We start from the raw sequence: 17,118 nt of genomic DNA on the forward strand, positions 1-17,118 counted from the left end.
TCTTGGTTCTCTGCTACGGTGCCCGCATGGCCGCCAAGAATGCCGAGCAGGGGCTCGTGGACCAGTGGCGGGACATCCTCGCGCTGCACGCGCGCACCCAGTGCGAACTGGACCGCGCGCTGCACCAACACGGCCTGTGCGCCAGCGACTTCGAAGTGCTCGACGTCCTCGCGGGCGACGCCTGCGCCTACCGCGTGCAGGAGATCTCCGAGCGCGTCCACCTGAGCCAGAGCGCGCTGTCGCGGCTGATCGCCCGGCTCGAGAAGGACGACCTCGTCGAGCGCACCATGTGCCCGGAGGACCGGCGGGGCGTGCGCGTGGGACTCACGGACAAGGGACGCGCACTGCACGGCGAGGTGCTGCCCGTACAGCGCGCGGTACTGACACGGATGCTCACCGCCTGACGGTCGGCCGTCCGCCGACGGTCAGCTCCAGGTGACGGCCGACTTCTCGCGCCACAGTGCGGCCACCGCCGCGTCCCCGGTCACGCTCGGGAACGGCTGCCGGTTCCACAGCGCCGGGTACAACTGCGCGGCGGGCCCGGCCAGTTCGCAGTCGGCCTCGCCGTCTTCGCCCCGTACGGTCACGGGCGGCTCCGGAGACAGTCGTACGGTCCACACCGCGTCGTCCGCGTCCGTCGCCCGCACTCGGAGCACCCGCGGCTCCTCGCTGCGGACCCGGCTCTTGGACCGGGCGTGGAAGCCGCGCAGCAGTTCGTCGATGCCGTCGGCCGCGAAGTCCGTGGAGATCCCGGTGGGCGTACCGCCCCGCGCGGACTCGGCGTCGATCCGGTGCACGGTGGTCTCGTGCGCCTGCCGCCGGGCCCAGAAGGCGAGCGGCGAGGGCGCCGGCATGAACTGCCAGCACCGGACATCGGGAGCCGCGGCGGACAGGGTCTCGACGAGATGGCCGTGGCCCTCGCGGAACCAGGCCAGCAGCTCGGCGCCGTCCAGCTCGGGCAGCCCGCCGTCGGGGTGGTAGGCCGTGTGCCCCTCGGCCACGAACGCGGCCGCCCACCGGTGCACCATGCCCGTGTGCCGCACCAGATCCCGCACCCGCCACTCCGGGCAGGTCGGCACCTCCGCATCGGTCCCCGCCCGCTCGGCGGCCGCGGCCAGCAGACGGCCCTCCCGGTCCAGGTGGGCGACGAAGTCCGTGGTGTCCATGGGGGCGAGTGTGCCGTATCGAGTGCGGTCGAGGGGGAGTGCGGCACATGATGGACGTGCGCCCGGCCATGCCCCGGCGAGGACCGGGCGCGCCCCGGTGATGTCCGGCCGTGGCGCCCGACGAGGTCAGGAGATGACGTCCATGAGCTCCTTCTCTCCCGGATTCCGCGGGCGCGCCCGGTCCCTGGCGGACCGGCTGCCGCCCGGCCAGTACCCCACCGAACAGTTCCCCGTGCTGTCCGCGGGGCCCACCCCGAAGGTGGCGACCGAGTCGTGGGCCTTCACCGTGACGGCCGAGAACGGTGAGACGCACAGCTGGACCTGGGACCAGATGCTGGCCCTCCCGCAGGAGGACACGACGAAGGACATCCACTGCGTGACCCGCTGGTCGAAGTTCGACACCCGGTGGCGCGGGGTCCCCGTCGAGGCCTTCCTCGAGAACGTCGACACCACGGCCGCATACGTCGTCGCCCACAGCTACGGCGGCTACACCACGAACCTCCCGCTGACGGACCTCCTCGGCGGGAAGGCGTGGCTCGTGCACACCTACGACGGCTTCCCGCTCTCGCCGGAGCACGGCGGCCCGGCCCGGCTGCTCGTGCCGCACCTGTACTTCTGGAAGTCGGCCAAGTGGGTGCGCGGACTGCGGCTCACCCACGACGACCGGCCGGGCTTCTGGGAGTCGGTCGGCTACCACAACCACGGCGACCCCTGGCGCGAGCAGCGCAACTGGGGCGACTGACCATGGCCATCACCTGGCGCGCCGCCCGCCTCGACCGGCGCGGCCCACAGACCGCCACGGCCCGCTCCCTCGTCTTCAGCGCGCCGGGCTGGCCGGGGCATCTGCCCGGCCAGCACGTCGACGTACGGCTCACCGCCGACGACGGCTACCAGGCCGTACGCAGCTACTCCCTCGCCGCGCCCGCCGACGGCGACCGGATCGAACTCGGTGTGCAGAGCGTCCCCGAGGGCGAAGTCTCCCCGTATCTCACGGACGAGTTGCCGCAGGGCGCCGAGGTCGAGGTGCGCGGTCCGCTGGGCAACTGGTTCGTGTGGCGGCCGGAACAGACCGAGCCCGCCCTGCTGGTCGCCGGCGGCTCCGGAGTCGTACCCCTCGCGGCCATGATCCGAGCCCACCGCGAGGCGCGCTCCGAGGCTCCCTTCCACCTGCTGTACTCGGTACGCACCCCCGATGACGTCTGGTACCGCGACGACCTGGCCGAGCGGGACCCGCACCTCGACGTGCGCCTGCTGTACACGCGACAGGCCCCGCCGGGCAGCCCCCGCGCGCCAGGCCGCCTGACGCAGGCCGACCTCGACAAGCCGGCCGCCCGACTCGAACCCACCAGTCCGGTCTACGTCTGCGGCCCCACCGCCTTCGTGGAGACCGTGGCCGACCTCCTCGTCGACCTGGGACGGGACCCCACCACCATCCGTACCGAACGCTTCGGCTGACCGGAGGCCACGATGGCTGACGAAACCGCGCACCTCGACGGCAACTGCCTAGCCGGCCCGCTCTCGGAGATCCTCGCGGCGGAACCCACCACGGCCTGGTGGCGCTGCCCGGGCTGTGCGAGGTCGGGCCCGCTCGCCCAACTCCACGTCTACGGGCCCGAACCGGGCCTGACCGCCCGCTGCCCCGGCTGCGACCACATCGCGCTCAGGCTGGTCAGGGAGGGAGAGTACGTGTGGCTGACGGTGGGAAGCGGTGACGGCGCTTTTCGGTTCGCCACCGCCACCACTGTCACTGCTGGGGCCGTCACGGGTGGGCGGCCAGGTACTCCGTGATCTTCTCCCGCATGAACACCGAGGACTCGCGGGCCCGTTCCTCCCACGCGAACACGCAGGCGGTGAGAGTGCCGTCGAAGCCGTTCGCCCTGAGCTCGCGGAAGAGTTCGTCGAAGTCGACCTCGCCCTGCCCGATGTCCAGATGCTGGTGGATGCGGGCCGGGGTGCCGGGCGGGTTGAGGATGTAGCGGTTGCCGGAGGACGCGGTGTGGTCGAAGGCATCGGCCAGGTGGACGTGGGTCAAGAGGTCACCGGCGTATTTGATGATGCCGGGGGCGTCGGCGCCGATGTGGAAGGTGTGCGGGGCGCAGTAGAGGAAGCTGACGGCCGGGTGGTTGATGCCCCGGATCAGGTTGACCGCGTCGTAGCCGTTCTCGATGAAGTCGTCGGGGTGCGGCTCCAGCGCCAGGCCGATGCCCTCCCGCTCGAAGAGAGGGAGGAGTTCTTCCAGCGACCTCCAGAACTGGGCCTCGCTGCGGTCGGATTGCTCGGGGCGTCCGTTGAACTCGGAGACCATGCTGGTGACCCCGAGGTCCGCGGCGATCTGGATGGCCCGCTTCCAGTACCGTACGGCGGCCTGTCGGTCGTCCTCGTCCGGCCCTGACCAGCGGAACAGCGGCAGGAGCGAGGTGATGCCGACGCCGGCGGAGTCCAGGGCCTTACGGAACGCGCGTACCGTGCCGTCGTCGACGCGCGGGTGCCGGAAGAACGGGATGAAGTCCTCGCGGGGTGACAGCTCGATCCACTCGTAGCCCAACTCGGCCACGACGGCGGGCAGTTCGAGCAGCGGGACATTGCGGATCATGTACGGGTCGAGTGCGATCCTCATGGTGTCAACGGGTTCCCTTCGCGGCGAACTTCGCGACGCTCGCGATGTCGGACTTGTCGACGAAGGCAGGGCCGGTCAGCACCGGCTCCTCGCCGCCGCCGCTGTAGTTGCCGTTGGTCTTGTAGAGCCACAGTGAGTCGACCGCCAAGTAGCCCTGAAGGTAGGGCTGTTGGTCGACGGCGAACTGGATGGTGCCCTTCTGCACGGCGGCCACCAGGTCCTTGTTGAGGTCGAAGGTGGCGACCTTGGCCTTGCTGCCCGACTCGGACACCGACTGCACCGCCGTCAGCGCGAACGGGGCGCCGAGGGTGACGACGTAGTCGATGGAGGAGTCGGTCTTGAGCTTGGCGGTGATCGTCGACTTCACGGACGGCATGTCGGTGCCGTTGACGTACAGGTTGTCGGTCTTGCCGCCGAAGGTCTTCTTCACCCCGGCACACCGCTGTTCGAGGTTGACGTCACCCTGCGCCTGGATCACACACAGGACGTGCTTGGCTCCGGTGCCGTTGAGCTTGGTGCCGAGCGCCTGCCCGGAGACGGACTCGTCCTGGCCGAAGAAGGACAGCAGCCCCTGCTTCTTCCAGTCCGTGAGGCCCGCGTTGAAGCCGACGACGGGGATGCCGGCCTGCTCCGCCTTGGCGACCACGTCCTTCATCGCGTCGGGCTTGGCCAGGGTGACCGCGATGCCGTCGACCTTCTGGTCGATCGCGTTCTGCACCAGGTTGGCCTGGTCGGCGGCCGTCTCGTCGTTGGAGTAGATGAGCTTGACGTTGTCCTTGGCGGCGGCTGCCTGGGCGCCCTTGCGGATGGTGTCCCAGAAGGTGTCACCGGAGGGCGCGTGGGTGACCATCGCGATGGTCATGCGCGGAGTGGAGGCCTTCCCGGCCGAGACGTCGGCCGTGCTCTCCTCGGACTTCTTCCCGCCGGAACCGCTGGAACAGCCGGCGAGGGCGAGGGCGGCCACCGCGGCGACGGCCACGACGGGGGTGATTCTGCGAACGCGGTTACTGGTGGGGCGAGTTGTCGAGCGGTTCATGGTCGATGCACCTCACTGTGCAACAGGGGGACGGGAGTCGGCGGCCGCACGCGGGCCGGCGTTCAGATGCGGGCCGCGGCGGCCCTGAGGTTCTCGGCGGCCAGGCGCAGGCCCTCGAACTGGTCGAGTTCCTGGTCCTCGTGCTCGATGTTCACGGCCATGCCGGGATCGACGTCCCGCAGCGCCGTCAGGAACTCGGCCCAGAACTCGACGCCGTGACCGCGCCCGACTGCGACGAAGTCCCAGGAGGCGTTCTTCGGCCAGCGGCTGAGCGTGTACCGGCCGCCGAGGGAGACGGCGTCCGGCTCGTCGGGGAGCACGCGCTGGTGGCGATGGTCGAGGACGCCGTTGATCCGGGCCTCTTCGTTGATCCGGGTGTCCTTGGCGGCCGCGTTGTAGACGAGGTTGCCGAGCCGGCGTACCGCCGCGACCGGGTCGATGCCCTGCCAGAACAGGTGACTCGGGTCCATCTCGGCGCCCACATGGGTCGCGTCGATCTCCGTGGCAAGGCGTTCCATCGTGCCGACGTTGTAAACGAGGTTGTGCGGGTGCATCTCGATGCAGACCTTCACATCGGCGTCGGCCGCCCGCGCCTGGATGTCCTTCCAGTACGGGATCGCCACCTCGCCCCACTGGTAGTCGAGGGCGTCCAAGTAGGCGCTGTCCCACGGCAGTACGGACCAGGACGGCAGCCCGCCGGCCGGATCGGAGGCGGGCAGCCCCGACATGGTCACCACCCGCTTCACCCCGAGCAGGGCGGCCAGTTCGATCGCGTCGCGCACGTCCTGCCCGTGCTTGGCGCGCACTTCGGGGTCGGGGTGCAGCGGATTGCCGTTGCAGTTCAGGGCGGTGAGGGTGACACCGGCGTCCGCGAAGAGCGCCAGGTACGCGTCCCGCGCGGCCTTGCTCGCCCTGATCTCGGCGATCGGGAGATGCGGGGCGGGCAGAAAGCCGCCGGAGTTGATCTCCGCGCTGTCCAGGCCGAGTTCGCGCAGGATCCGCAGCGCCTCGGGCAGGGGCTTGTCGTGCAGGACGGCGGTGTAGGCACCGAGCTTCATCGCGTGGCTCCTTGGTTCATCACGGGGTTCGTCGACGGGCCGCTCACTGGACGGTGACGGCCTGGCCGTCGGCGCTCGCGGAGGCGACGATCGCGTCGAGCACCCGCAGGTTGTGCAGACCCTCGGCGAGGGAGGCGCAGTGCGGCAGCCGGTCCAGGCCCGCGATCTGCTCCAGGAAGGCGCGCGCCTGCCAGGTGAAGAAGTCGTTCTGACCGTGGCCCACGCTGGGGAAGTCCATCGGCAACCCGCCTGCGACATAAGGGTGTTGCGGGCCGACCACGACCTGCCGGTACCCGCCGGTCGCGGCCGGCAGCGAGGAGTCCGCGAAGCCGAACTCGGCCGGTCGCGCCATGTCGAACGTGGCCGCGCCACCCTCCCCGAAGACCTCGAAACCAAGGGAGTTGGCGAGACCGCAGGCGATCCGGGAGACGGAGAAGGTGCCGACGGCGCCCGAGGCGAAGGTCGCGGTGAACGTCGCGATGTCCTCGTTCTCGACGGCCTCCCGCTCCTCGCTCACCCGGACGTCCGCCGAGTGCCCCACGGCGGTGCCCAGCGGCACGGGCCGCTCCCGCACCTGCGTCGACAGCACCGCGCCCCGCACGCTCTCCACCGGCCCGCAGAAGTACTCGCCCAGGTCGACGAGGTGACTGCCGATGTCCGACAGCGCCCCCGAGCCCAGCGGCCCGCGGTACCGCCAGCTGATCGGGGCGCCCGGGTTGTGCCCGTAGTCGCACCAGTAGTGCCCGTTGAAGTGCTGCACCCGCCCGAGCCCGCCGTCGCCGAGCTGCTGCCGTATGCCGTTGATCGCGGGCGAGCGGCGCAGGGTGAACCCGGTCGCGGCCACCAGCCCGGTGCCCTCGGCCGCCTTCACCATCGCCTCGGCGTCGGCCACGGTCGGGGCGAGCGGCTTCTCGCACAGCACGTGCTTGCCGGCCGCCAGCAGCCCCTCGACGATCTCGCGGTGCAGCGGGTTGGCGACGACCACGCTCACCGCGTCGACGTCGTCGGCCTCGGCGATCGCCCGCCAGTCGGTCTCGGCCCGCCGGTAGCCGTAGCGACGGGCGGCCTCACGGGCGAACGGCTCGTGGGTGTCGGCGACGGCGACCAGCCGGACCTCGGGCAGCCCGGCGTCGTACAACGTCGAGGCGGTCCGGTATCCGCCGAGGTGCGCGCGTCCGGCCATGCCGGCGCCGATGACGGCCACGCCGATCGACTCAGAAGCCATGTGGAGTCCTCTCTCAGCCCTGATCCGGGTCCGAGACCCCTGTCCCGATCCGGATCCATGTCCAGGCAATAGAACTTTTTAAAGCGCTTTAAGTCCTGGTACTATCAGACCGGTTTCACGGGCGTGTCAAGGGTGTTGCGCGAGGAGATTCCGACAGGAGGCCCAGTGGTCGACGCAGGTTCCCGGCCCCGGTTGGAGGACGTGGCCGCGCGGGTCGGCCTGTCCACCGCCTCGGTCTCCCTGGTCCTGCGCGGCGCCCCCGGCCCCAGCGAGCGGACCCGCCGCCGCGTCCTCGACGCGGCCGCCGCCCTCGGCTACCAGCCCGACCGCAACGCCAGCCTGCTGGCCAGCAGACGCAGCAGACTGCTCGGCGTGATGGTCGACATCCACAGCCCCTTCCACGCCGAACTGGTCGAGCACCTCCACACGGCCGCGGCCGAGGTCGGCTACGACCTGGTCCTGAGCACCCAGACCCGCACCCGCGACGAACACACCGCGGTCGAGACCCTCCTCGCCTTCCGCAGCGAGGCCCTCATCCTGCTGGGCCCGATCGCCCCCGCCGACACCCTGGCCTCCCTCCACCGCAAGGCCCCGGTGGTCGTCGTCGGCCGCCGCATCCCCGGCGCCGAACTGGACGTCGTACGTACGGCGGACGACGACGGCGTCGGCCAGATCGTCGACCACCTGGCGGAGCAAGGACACCGCTCGATCGTCTACGTCGACGGCGGCAAGGGCGTCATCGCGACCGACCGCCGCCGCGGCTACCGCACGGCGATGCGCCGCCACGGTCTCGACGAGTACGTCCGTGTCCTGCCCGGCGACCACACCGAAGCGGCGGGCGAACGGGCCGCCCGTCACCTCCTCGACGGTGACCAACTCCCCACCGCCGTGGTCGCGTTCAACGACCAGTCCGCCATCGGCGTGTTCGCGGCGCTCACCCGGGCCGGGGTCCGCGTGCCCACCGACGTCTCCGTCGCCGGCTACGACGACGACGCGCTGTCCCGCCTGAGCTGCTTCGACCTGACCACGGTCAGCCAGAGCGCGAAGGAACAGGCGGGGCAGGCGGTACGGGCCGCGCTGGAGCGGCTGGACGAGGGGCGGACCGAGGCGCGGGAAGTGGTGTTGGCGCCGCGGTTGGTGGTGCGGGGGAGTACCGGGCCGGTGGGCTGACCCGGACTGATCTGCCGAGGCCCCGCGGTTCGACGGGTCAGCGCTCGGCCGCGCCCCGTGTCACAAGCCCGATCACCGCTGCCGTCGCCGCCAGTACCGCGACGCTGGTGAGGGCGGCGGGGAGGGAGAACCAGTCGGCCATGAAGCCGATCGCGGGTGGGCCGAGAAGCATGCCGCCGTAGCCGAAGGTGGACGCGATGGCGACGCCGTCCGGGCCGGCGAGTGTGCCGGCGCGTTCGATGGCGACGGGGAAGAGGTTGGCGAGGCCGAGGCCGGTGATCACGAAGCCGATGAGCGCGGCCCAGAGGGTGGGGGCGAGGGCGCCGAGCAGCATGCCGAAGGCGGCGACCGTGCCGCCGGAGATGAGGGTCCGGGTCCGGCCCAGGCGTTCGAGCAGCCGGGTGCCGGAGAGCCGGCCGACGGTCATGGCGAGCGCGAAACAGGAGTAACCGACCGCCGCCGCGCCGGCCGAGGCGTCGAGGTCCTGTTCCAGGTGCAGGGCGCTCCAGTCGGCCAGGGCCCCCTCGCCGTAGGCCGTGCACAGGGCGATCAGGCCGAAGGTGATGACGAGGCCGCGGGTGCGGGAGTCCAGACGGCGCGGCGCGGGCTGCCGGCTCGGTGCGGTCTCGGGCGGTTCCGGGGGCTGGATGCGCAGCAGGACACGGCCCGCGAACGCGGTGACGAGCAGGCCGATCACGGTGAGACAGAGCAGGTGCTGGGTCGGGGTGAGCACGCCCGCGACCAGTCCGCCGAGCCCGGCGCCGACCATTCCGCCCAGGCTGAAGGCCGCGTGGAAGCTGGGCATGATCGGCCGCTTCAGGGCCCGCACCAGGTCGACCGCCGCACTGTTGAAGGCGACGTTGATCCCGCCGTACGCGGCGCCGAAGACCAGGAGGACGAGGCCGAGGGCGAGGACGGAGTGGGTGAGCGGGGGGAGGGCGACGCTGAGGGAGAGGAGGACGGCGCAGACGACGGTGACCTGGTGGTTTCCGTAGCGGCGGCAGAGCCGGCCGGTGATCATCATGGTGATGACGGCGCCGGCGGACACGCCGAGGAGAGCGAGGCCGAGTGTGCTGGCGGAGGCGCCGGTCTGGTGCTTGATGGCGGGGATGCGGACGACCCAGCCGGCGAAGACGAAGCCGTCGAGGGCGAAGAAGACGGTGAGAGCGGTGCGGAGGCGTGCGAGCTCGCTGCGGTTGCCCGGCACGGCGCTGTGCGATCGGGTTTTGTTTATTAGCGGCACAAAATCAGGCTAGGTGGCGGAGAGGGGCGGGGCAAGGGTGGGGTGTGAGGCCGTTACGTGTGGCCCGCGGTCGGCGCGGCCGTACGTGGTGGCCCATGGGCGATCCGCGCGCAGGGCGTCGCGCCTCGTCGACGCATTCCGACTGGGCCGCCTTATCCGCTAACATAGAATAATTAGCTAGATGAATAGCCTGGCGTGGGTGAGGAGCGGCCGTGGACTTCGGGTTGACCGACGAGCAGGACCTGTTGCGCGCGACGGCACGGCAGTTCGTCGCCGACGTGTGTCCGGCCGAGAGGGCCAAGCGCTGGGACGAGGAGGGTGTCGTGCCGCCCGAACTGTTCCGCGGCATGGCCGATCTTGGGTGGTTCTCCCTCCCGTTCAGTGAGGAGGAGGGCGGCGACGGGGGCGGTCCACTCGAACTCATCCTGATCGCCGAGGAGTTGGGGCGGGCCAGCTTCGATGTCGCCATGTGCTACATCGGCGTGCTCATCCCGGGGATCACCGTGTTCCGCTGGGGCAGCGAGGCGCAGCGCGACTTCATCCGTGAGCAGGTGATGACCGGGCGCCATCGGCTCGCCGTCGGCCTCAGTGAGCCCGACAGCGGGTCCGATGCCGCCGCCCTGCGCACCACCGCCGAGGACCACGGCGACCGATTCATCGTCCGCGGCCAGAAGGCGTGGTGCACCGGCGGCGGTCTACCGGACACGACCATCGCGACCTATGTGCGTACCGGTCCCCGCGAGCCCAAACACGGCGGTATCAGCCTGCTGCTCGTCGATCCCGCGACGAAAGGCGTCGAAGTGCGCCGGACGCCGACGCTGGCCCGGCACATCCTCGGGACCAACGAGGTCTTCTTCAATGACGCGTTGATCCCGAAGGAGAACCTTGTCGGCCCGCGCGACGAGGGCTGGAAGGTCATGCTCTCCAACATCGAACTGGAGAAGGTGATCATCACCGGGGGTTATCTCGGCGCCGCGCAGGCCACGTTGGACGAGATGCTGGAGTACTCCCGTACACGGCACGCCTTCGGCCGTCCGATCGGGAACTTCCAGGCGCTTGCCCATGACATGGCCGACCTGCAGACCGAGATCGACTCCGCCCGGCTGCTGGCGTACCGCGCTGCCTGGCTGCTCGCCCAGGGCAGGCCGTGCACCCGGGAGGGCTCGATGGCGAAACTGAAGGGGTCCGAGACGTATGTGGCCGCTGCCCGGCTCGGGATGCAGGTGTGTGCCGGGCACGGTTTCTCGACCGAGAGCGTGATGAGCTTCCGCTACCGGGAGTCGATCGTGGCCACGATCTCCGGGGGAACCAGCCAGATACAGCGCAACGGCATCGCCCGCAGCATGGGGCTGCGGTCCTACTGAGCCGCGCTCCGGTTCTCGCCGCTGGCCTCCTGGGCGGCCAGCCACGCCTCGTGCCGCGCGAAGTGGCCCTGGTCGCGGGTCACCCAGATCCCGGAGACCCGGGCCAGCACGGCACGGGTCGGCAGCAGCACCATCTCGCCCGCGATGTACCAGCGCCGGCCCTCCCGCCGCTCGACCCAGGCCCGGACCTCCAGCGGCCGTTCCACCGGCACCGGCTTCACGAAGCTCACCCTCAGCTCCGCCGTGACGCTCAACACCCGGTGCAGGAGCGGGAGATGACCGAGACAGTCATCCAGTACGGCCGCCGTCCAACCGCCGTGAGCGACATTCGGCCCGCCCTCCTGGTCGCGGGGACAGGTGAGCTCGAACACCGCCACGCCGTCCTCGTCGAGCCGTTCGCCCTCGACACCCAGACGGCAGGAACCGGCGGCACGGCACGCGCCGCACAGCGCCACGCCGCCCGGAGTGCGGGGCGGCTCCTGGAAATCCGTACCCGCCCAGGGCCCCGTCGGCGTCGTGACTCCACCGGCCCCACCAGTCGTACTCGTCACGCTGCTTCTCCTCGGATCAGACATATGGATCAGACATGTGGACCAGGCGTGCGGATCAGACGTGTTGATCAGACATCGGCAAGCAGCGGACGCAACTTCCCCGCGATCAGCTGGATTTGGCGCGCCACCATCTCCTCGGGCATCCCCGCCAGCGAGGCCCACAGGAACACCCCTTCCGCGGGCAACCCCGCCACGTACGCCTTGACGGCATCGGCGATGTCCTGCGGGGTGCCGTACAGGAACTGGCCGACACCGGTCGCCCGCAGTCCCGTCTCCCGCCACTTCTCGGGGTCGATGGGGCGAGGGACGGACTGCTCGGTGCCCTCGACCATGTACCGGCGATAGCTGTCCCACTGGTACGCCAGATGCTTGCGCACCACCGGCCAGTCGCCGTCGGGATCCTCGGTGACGAACGTGGTGAACGAACCCTGCATCCGGGCCACCGACGCGTCGTAGCCACTCTCGGCGAGCCCGTCCCGGTAGGGCGTCAGGAGAGCCGGGTTGAGGGACAGCAGCCCGGTGCCGAGCCGTCCGGCCCGACGTGCGCCTTGCGGGCCCTGGTAGCCGAGCCAGATCGGCAACGGGTCCTGGACCGGGCCGGGGGTGACCAGGGACTCGGACCACAGGCCGCGGATCTCCCGTACGCGCTGGTCCGTCGTGGAATAGCGCTTGGCGAGATCGGCGCCGTAGAGCCGGTACTCGGGTACGCGGTAGCCGGTGCCGAGTCCGAGGTCCAGGCGGCCGTCGCTGATGATGTCGACGATCGCGGCCTGTTCGGCGAGTTCGGGGGCCGCGTGCAGGGGTGCCGGAATGACCGCGGTGCCCAGCCGGACCCTGCGCGTGCGGGCCGCGACCGCGGCGGCCATGGTGAGCGGCTGCGGGAGGTAGCCGTCCTCGAAGCCGTGGTGTTCGGAGAACCAGACCGAGTCGAGGCCGAGTCGGTCCGCCTCCTCGCACATCTCCAGGGCGAATCCATAGACGCGTGACCAACTCTGTTGCCAGGGCGGGGGGTTGCGCATGTCGAAGTAGATGCCGACCTTCATGAGGGGCCACCTCTCCTTGTGTTGTCGGCGAGTTGGATCGTGGCGCGGGCGACGGCCACGCCGTCGCCGGGCGGCAGCAGCCGTACCGGACGCAGTTCCATCGACTCGATCTCTGGCAGGTCCTCGACCATCGCGGAGATCCGCAGGACGGTCTCCTCAAGGGCCGGCAGGTCCACCCCCGGGCCGCCCACCCGGCCGTCCAGCAGCGGGGCGGCCCGCAGCGAGCGGATCATCTCGCGGGCGTCGCGGTCGCTGAGCGGGGTGATCCGGTGGGCGACATCGGCCATGAGGTCGGCGTAGTCCCCGGTGAGACCGAACGCGATCACCGGGCCGAAGGCCGGGTCCGCGCGGACGGAGAGGAACGCGTCCGGGCCTGGCGCGTGCGTGTCCCGTACGGAGATGCCGTACGAGGCCAGCAACTCGGCGGCGACCCGCGGCGGTACGGCCCCGGGAGTACACCCGGTGACCAGCGAGCGGGCCCGGTCCGGGGCGACCCCCGCGAGGTCCGGTATGACTCCCGCGGGGGTGCTGCGCCACGTCTGATACGCCGCCGCGTGGCCGAGCGAGGCCGCCGCGGACTCGGGGAACGCGTAGGTCGGTACGACGAGTTCGCCCCGGTGGAGGAGATCGGCGACGCCCGCGCCGCCCAGGAAACTCGCCACCACCGGCTTCTCCGGCGCGGCCTCGGCCGCGTCGAGGATCGCCGCCGCCACCTCGTCGGGCTTGTCCGCCAGCGGCGGCATGAAGAGGACCACGGCGGCGTCGATGCCGTCGTCGGCCAGTACGGCGTCCAGGGCCCGCCGGTAGTGCGCGGCGGTGGCCATGGGGGTGAGGTCGATCGGGTTGCTGACGTCCGCGCGGGGCGAGAGCGCCGTATGGAGGGCGTGTCGTATGTGCTCACCCAGTGCGGGCACCCGCAGGCCGCTCGCCTCGCACGCGCCGACGGTCAGCGCGGCGGGGCCGCCCGCGTTGGTGATCACGGCGACCCGGTTGCCCGGCGGTGGTGGCTGGTGCGCCAACAGGAGTGCTACGTCGAAGAGTTCCTGGAGGCTGCGGGTGCGGATCACGCCGGACTGGGCGAAGAGCGAGTCGACCGCCGCGTCCGCGTGCCCCGGGTGCACCGCGACGATCGGCTTGCGCGGGGCGACCCGGCGCGCGATGCGGGCGAAGCGCCGCGGATTGCCGAAGGTCTCGACGTGCAGCAGGACCACCGAGGTCTCGGGGTCCTCCTCCCACCACTGGAGCAGGTCGTTGGTGGAGACGTCCATGGCGTGGCCCACCGACACGAACCCGGAGAAGCCGAGCCGCAGCCGCCGTGCGAAGTCCAGCACCGCGAGCCCGAGCGGCCCGGACTGGCTGGACATCGCGACCCGACCCGGTGCCGGCAGCGCGGGGGAGAAGGTGGCGGCCAGCCGGGCCGCGGGCGTCGTGTTTACCACGCCCATGCAGTTCGGGCCCACCAGGCGCATCCCGGAGGCGCGGGCGAAGCGGGCCAGCTCCAGCTCGGTCGCCCGGCCTTCGACTCCCGTCTCCCCGAAGCCGGTTGAGACGACGACCACCGCTTTGACGCCGGCCGTCGCACACTCTCGTACGACATCGGGCACCGCCTCGGCCCGTACGGCGACCAGCGCCAGGTCCGGCACCTCGGGCAGCCCCCGGACGTCCGGATACGCCTGTGCCCCGGCGACCTGCTCGGCCCGCGGATTGACCGGGAACACCGGGCCGCGGAAGCCGCCCCGCAGCAGGTTGGCGACGATCTCGTGGCCGATCGTCAGGGGGCCGCGGTTCGCGCCGATCACCGCGACCGAGCGAGGTTCGAGCAGCGGTCGCAGGGAGCGCCGTACGGCCGTGTGTTCGCGGCGTTCGGCGCGGGCCACGGCCTGGGCCTGCGGGTCGACGGCGATCTCGAAGTGGACGATCTGGCCCGGCGGCCCGGACTCGACGCGGTAGCCGGAGCCGAGGAACACGTTGATCATGCGGGTGTTGTCGGCGAGGACGTCGGCCTCCAGGACCCGGATGCCTCGGGTGCGCGCGGCAGCGGCGATGTGCTCCAGGAGCAGCCGGCCGAACCCCTCGCTCTGGTGGTCGTCGCGGATGGTGAAGGTGACCTCCGCGTGTTCCGGTTCCTCGGGGTCGCGGACGTAGCGCACCAGACCGGCGATCTCGTCACCGGCCAGGGCGACCAGCGCCAGTTCGTTGAGGTAGTCCACGTGGGCGCCGCGCCGGATCACGTCGTCGCGGGCGCGGACCACCGGACCGAGCGAGCGGTAGGCCAGGGTCGCCCGGGACAGTCCGCCGACGAAGGCGACCAGGCGGTCGACGTCCTCCGGCCGGACGGGCCGCACGAAGGTCGACCGGCCGGTGCGCACGAGGCCCGGTTGTTCCAGATCCTCGGGATACGGCGGACTGTTCATCGGGGTGTCGCCGCTCAGACGGCCGCCTCCTGAGGACTCTGCTCGGGCAGGTGGAACAGCTCGTCGAAGGTGCCGCGGGTGACGCGCTCGCGGATGTCCGCGGGCACACCGTCGAACAGCTCGCGCAGGGTGGACTGGGTGTGGCCGTAGGTGCCTTCGAGGTGGGGGTAGTCGTCGCCCCACATCACGTTGCGGTAGCCCGTCGACTCGACGATCTCCACCGAGCTCTTGTCGTGCTGGAAGGAGGCGTACACCTGCTGCCTGATGATCTCGCTCGGCAGCCGGCTGAGCTTCGGCCGGACGAACATGCCGTGTTGTCGGTAGGCCTCGTCCATCCGGTCGCCGATGGCCGGCACCCAGCCCGCGCCACCCTCCGCGATCAGGATCTTCAGGTCGGGATGGCGGTCCAGAGCGCCCCCCGCGACCATGTGGGACACCACACGCATGCCCGGATAGGTCGTCTCCATGTAGTTGACGACCGCGCCGCCGGGCCCGCGGAAGACCACGTTCTCGCCGCCGGTGCCGATGTGGAAGCCCAGCACCAGCCCGGCCCGCTCGGCCGCCGTCCACAGCGGTTCCCAGCGGTCCAGGGCGTACTCCTCGCCGGGCCGCGTCTGGCACGGCAGGAACACCGACTGGAAGCCCATCTCCGCCACCCGCTCCACCTCGGCGACCGCGTCCTCGACGTCGGCGGTCGACACACAGGCGGGAGTGATGATGCGCTTCTGCTTCCCCAGGACCTCGGAGTGCGCCCAGTCGTTCCAGGCCCGTACGGTCTCCCGGGCCAGCTCCCGCTCGGTGATCGACACCAGCCAGAACCCCATGGAGGGGAAGGCCAGTTGACCCCAGACGCCCTCCTGGTCCAGGTCCTTCAGACGTACGTCGAGATCCCGGGCGCCCGGCGGCCGCATGGCGTCCATGAAGTCGTTGAGCTGGCGGTCGATGCGCTCGCCGTCGATGTACAGCACCTCGTACTTGTCACCGCGCTCACTGCGCGGCGCCCGGTCGGCGAGGCGCGGCGGCAGCGCCCGGATCCACAGGTCGTCGGGCTCCATCACATGGGAGTCCCCGGAGTTGACCCAGATCTTCGTCATGGCGCTCCTTCGGGTCAATAGATGCAATCAGTTAGCGATTTTAATCGTATCGGCCGCCGAGTGGAAGGCCGGGTGGAAGTTCTGGGGAGCGGAGGTCAGGGGAGGCGGAGATCAGCTCCGCCGGCGCTCGATCTCCTCCGTCAGCTGCGGAAGCACCTGGAAGAGATCCCCTACGACGCCGTAGTCGGCGAGTTCGAAGATCGGGGCGTCAGCGTCCTTGTTGACGGCGACGATGGTCTTGGACGTCTGCATGCCCGCGCGATGCTGGATCGCCCCGGAGATGCCGGCCGCGAGATAGAGCTGCGGGGAGACCTGCGTGCCGGTCTGGCCGACCTGGTGGCTGTGCGGGTACCAGCCCGCGTCGACGGCGGCCCGGGACGCACCGACGGCCGCGCCCAGGGCGTCGGCGACACGTTCTATGACGGCGAAGTTCTCGGCGCCGTTCACGCCCCGGCCGCCGGAGACGACGATGTCCGCCTCGCTCAGTTCGGGCCGGTCGCCGCGCTCGCGGGGCGTGCGGGACAGGACCTGGACGGCGGTGGAGGCGGGGCCGAAGACGATGTCCCGCTTCTCCAACTCGGGCGTGACGGGGGCCGGCTCGGGTGCCGTGGCGTTCGGCTTCACCGTGATCACCGGCGCGCCCCGGGTGACGTGCGCCGTCACCTGGTAGGTCGCCGCGAACGCGGACTGCTCGGTGACCGGGCGGCCGTCTGCACCCGCCGTGACGTCCACGGCGTCCGTGATCAGCCCCGACCCCAAGCGGAGCGCGACCCGGGCGGCGGTCTCCTTGCCGTCCGGGCTCGACGGCAGGAGGATCGCCGCCGGGGTGGTGCTCTCGGCGATCTGGGTGAGGGCGTCGACGGCCGGAGTGACGAGGAACTCCCCGACCTCGGGTGCGTCCACGACGTACACCTTGTGCGCGCCGTACCGGCCGAGGGCCTCGGTCGCGGTGTCCGCGCCCGGGCCGAGGAAGACCGCCGACGGTTCGCCCAAGCGGCGTGCCAGGGTGAGGAGTTCGAAGGTCGGCTTGCGGACGACGCCGTCCAGGTGATCGACGAGTACGAGGATCTCGGCCACGGTGCTGGGCTCCTTGGGTCGGTCGGGCGAACGTGTCGGTCAGAGGAACGTGTCGGACAG

17 protein-coding genes are annotated in these 17,118 nt (G+C 70.9%); 6 read left to right on the plus strand and 11 right to left on the minus strand.

The window, feature by feature from the left end; genetic code table 11:
* Window positions 1–26 precede the first annotated feature (26 nt).
* Window positions 27–404, plus strand: coding sequence for a MarR family winged helix-turn-helix transcriptional regulator (locus ACIP6U_RS42780; protein WP_401728347.1), 378 nt, complete (start codon window positions 27–29; stop codon window positions 402–404).
* Window positions 405–425: 21 nt separating this feature from the next.
* On the opposite strand, the gene ACIP6U_RS42785 is transcribed toward ACIP6U_RS42780, so the two are convergent.
* Complete coding sequence (locus tag ACIP6U_RS42785; RefSeq protein WP_401728348.1) at window positions 426–1,166, minus strand: maleylpyruvate isomerase family mycothiol-dependent enzyme; 741 nt, start codon at window positions 1,164–1,166, stop codon at window positions 426–428.
* Between the two features lie 142 nt (window positions 1,167–1,308).
* Between ACIP6U_RS42785 and ACIP6U_RS42790 the strand changes: the two genes are divergently transcribed.
* The 3 genes from ACIP6U_RS42790 to ACIP6U_RS42800 are packed head-to-tail and all read left to right on the plus strand — an operon-like array spanning window position 1,309 to window position 2,954.
* Entirely contained in the window at window positions 1,309–1,908 is a 600-nt protein-coding gene (locus ACIP6U_RS42790; RefSeq protein ID WP_401728349.1) for a sulfite oxidase-like oxidoreductase, read from the plus strand.
* Window positions 1,909–1,910: 2 nt separating this feature from the next.
* On the plus strand, window positions 1,911–2,621 hold the full coding sequence (locus ACIP6U_RS42795) for a ferredoxin reductase (RefSeq protein ID WP_401728350.1): 711 nt from the start codon (window positions 1,911–1,913) through the stop codon (window positions 2,619–2,621).
* Window positions 2,622–2,633: 12 nt separating this feature from the next.
* Complete coding sequence (locus ACIP6U_RS42800; RefSeq protein ID WP_401728353.1) at window positions 2,634–2,954, plus strand: DUF6510 family protein; 321 nt, start codon at window positions 2,634–2,636, stop codon at window positions 2,952–2,954.
* Here the strand turns inward: ACIP6U_RS42800 and ACIP6U_RS42805 are convergent.
* From ACIP6U_RS42805 to ACIP6U_RS42820, 4 genes are all read right to left on the minus strand, one after another.
* Window positions 2,926–3,783 carry a sugar phosphate isomerase/epimerase family protein gene (locus ACIP6U_RS42805; RefSeq protein ID WP_401728354.1) on the minus strand — a complete coding sequence of 286 codons (858 nt, stop codon included), beginning with the start codon at window positions 3,781–3,783 and terminating at the stop codon, window positions 2,926–2,928. The two genes, ACIP6U_RS42800 and ACIP6U_RS42805, sit on opposite strands and share 29 nt — an antisense overlap.
* Before the next feature lie 4 nt (window positions 3,784–3,787).
* Window positions 3,788–4,819 carry a sugar ABC transporter substrate-binding protein gene (locus tag ACIP6U_RS42810; RefSeq protein WP_401728356.1) on the minus strand — a complete coding sequence of 344 codons (1,032 nt, stop codon included), beginning with the start codon at window positions 4,817–4,819 and terminating at the stop codon, window positions 3,788–3,790.
* A gap of 62 nt (window positions 4,820–4,881) precedes the next feature.
* Window positions 4,882–5,877 carry a sugar phosphate isomerase/epimerase family protein gene (locus ACIP6U_RS42815; RefSeq protein ID WP_401728357.1) on the minus strand — a complete coding sequence of 332 codons (996 nt, stop codon included), beginning with the start codon at window positions 5,875–5,877 and terminating at the stop codon, window positions 4,882–4,884.
* Between the two features lie 43 nt (window positions 5,878–5,920).
* Complete coding sequence (locus ACIP6U_RS42820) at window positions 5,921–7,102, minus strand: Gfo/Idh/MocA family protein (protein ID WP_401728358.1); 1,182 nt, start codon at window positions 7,100–7,102, stop codon at window positions 5,921–5,923.
* A 165-nt stretch (window positions 7,103–7,267) separates the two neighbouring features.
* Between ACIP6U_RS42820 and ACIP6U_RS42825 the strand changes: the two genes are divergently transcribed.
* The gene (locus tag ACIP6U_RS42825; protein ID WP_401728359.1) at window positions 7,268–8,272 is read left to right on the plus strand and encodes a LacI family DNA-binding transcriptional regulator; all 1,005 of its coding nucleotides are present in this window, start codon (window positions 7,268–7,270) and stop codon (window positions 8,270–8,272) included.
* Between the two features lie 37 nt (window positions 8,273–8,309).
* Here the strand turns inward: ACIP6U_RS42825 and ACIP6U_RS42830 are convergent, their stop codons facing one another.
* Window positions 8,310–9,479, minus strand: coding sequence for an MFS transporter (locus ACIP6U_RS42830; protein WP_401728360.1), 1,170 nt, complete (start codon window positions 9,477–9,479; stop codon window positions 8,310–8,312).
* A gap of 248 nt (window positions 9,480–9,727) precedes the next feature.
* Here ACIP6U_RS42830 and ACIP6U_RS42835 point away from each other — a divergent pair, with 248 nt between their 5' ends.
* Window positions 9,728–10,879, plus strand: coding sequence for an acyl-CoA dehydrogenase family protein (locus ACIP6U_RS42835; protein WP_401728361.1), 1,152 nt, complete (start codon window positions 9,728–9,730; stop codon window positions 10,877–10,879).
* Here ACIP6U_RS42835 and ACIP6U_RS42840 read toward each other — a convergent pair.
* The 5 genes from ACIP6U_RS42840 to ACIP6U_RS42860 all read right to left on the minus strand — a co-directional run bounded on the left by ACIP6U_RS42840 (window position 10,873) and on the right by ACIP6U_RS42860 (window position 17,058).
* Window positions 10,873–11,430, minus strand: coding sequence for a PaaI family thioesterase (locus ACIP6U_RS42840; RefSeq protein ID WP_401728362.1), 558 nt, complete (start codon window positions 11,428–11,430; stop codon window positions 10,873–10,875). The two genes, ACIP6U_RS42835 and ACIP6U_RS42840, sit on opposite strands and share 7 nt — an antisense overlap.
* A 68-nt stretch (window positions 11,431–11,498) precedes the next feature.
* Complete coding sequence (locus ACIP6U_RS42845) at window positions 11,499–12,473, minus strand: LLM class flavin-dependent oxidoreductase (RefSeq protein WP_401728363.1); 975 nt, start codon at window positions 12,471–12,473, stop codon at window positions 11,499–11,501.
* Window positions 12,470–14,887 carry a GNAT family N-acetyltransferase gene (locus tag ACIP6U_RS42850; RefSeq protein ID WP_401728364.1) on the minus strand — a complete coding sequence of 806 codons (2,418 nt, stop codon included), beginning with the start codon at window positions 14,885–14,887 and terminating at the stop codon, window positions 12,470–12,472. The genes ACIP6U_RS42845 and ACIP6U_RS42850 overlap by 4 nt, the downstream gene beginning before the upstream one ends.
* Window positions 14,888–14,901: 14 nt before the next feature.
* Entirely contained in the window at window positions 14,902–15,981 is a 1,080-nt protein-coding gene (locus ACIP6U_RS42855) for an amidohydrolase family protein (RefSeq protein WP_401728366.1), read from the minus strand.
* A gap of 111 nt (window positions 15,982–16,092) precedes the next feature.
* Window positions 16,093–17,058, minus strand: a complete 966-nt coding sequence (locus ACIP6U_RS42860) for an electron transfer flavoprotein subunit alpha/FixB family protein (RefSeq protein ID WP_401728368.1) — start codon at window positions 17,056–17,058, stop codon at window positions 16,093–16,095.
* Window positions 17,059–17,118 lie beyond the last annotated feature (60 nt).

The organism is Streptomyces sp. NPDC088794, from assembly GCF_044750545.1.
GTDB lineage: Bacteria > Actinomycetota > Actinomycetes > Streptomycetales > Streptomycetaceae > Streptomyces.